Source organism: Nocardia tenerifensis NBRC 101015 (genome assembly GCF_000308715.1).
Taxonomy (GTDB): Bacteria; Actinomycetota; Actinomycetes; order Mycobacteriales; family Mycobacteriaceae; genus Nocardia; species Nocardia tenerifensis.
The window spans coordinates 1-223 of record NZ_BAGH01000085.1 but is presented as its reverse complement, the minus strand read 5'-3'; the positions used below and the strand labels follow the sequence as shown (position 1 = coordinate 223).

The 223-nt window shown below is 44.8% G+C and carries 1 protein-coding gene; it reads right to left on the bottom strand.

Going from position 1 to position 223, the window contains the following annotated elements:
* Positions 1 to 184: hypothetical protein (locus ON39_RS50005; RefSeq protein ID WP_218006155.1), on the bottom strand; the 184-nt coding region annotated here is incomplete at its 3' end.
* Positions 185 to 223 lie beyond the last annotated feature (39 nt).

The window sequence follows — 223 nt, the reverse complement described above, 5'->3', positions numbered from 1 at the left end:
TCAAACTCTCCGTTGAAGACTCACAACCACACCCCCAAAAGGGTGCAATCAGATCTAAACTAGAGTCCGAAAACCTAGCAAAACAAAACGCCAGCAAAAGTATTTGCTGACTTAAATGTCCAACCTCATCAACCGGGGGGTATGAGAGGCCGGAACCAATAAACATATTGGCACTGACATTCATCGACACACTATTGAGTTCTCAAAGAACACACGCACACAC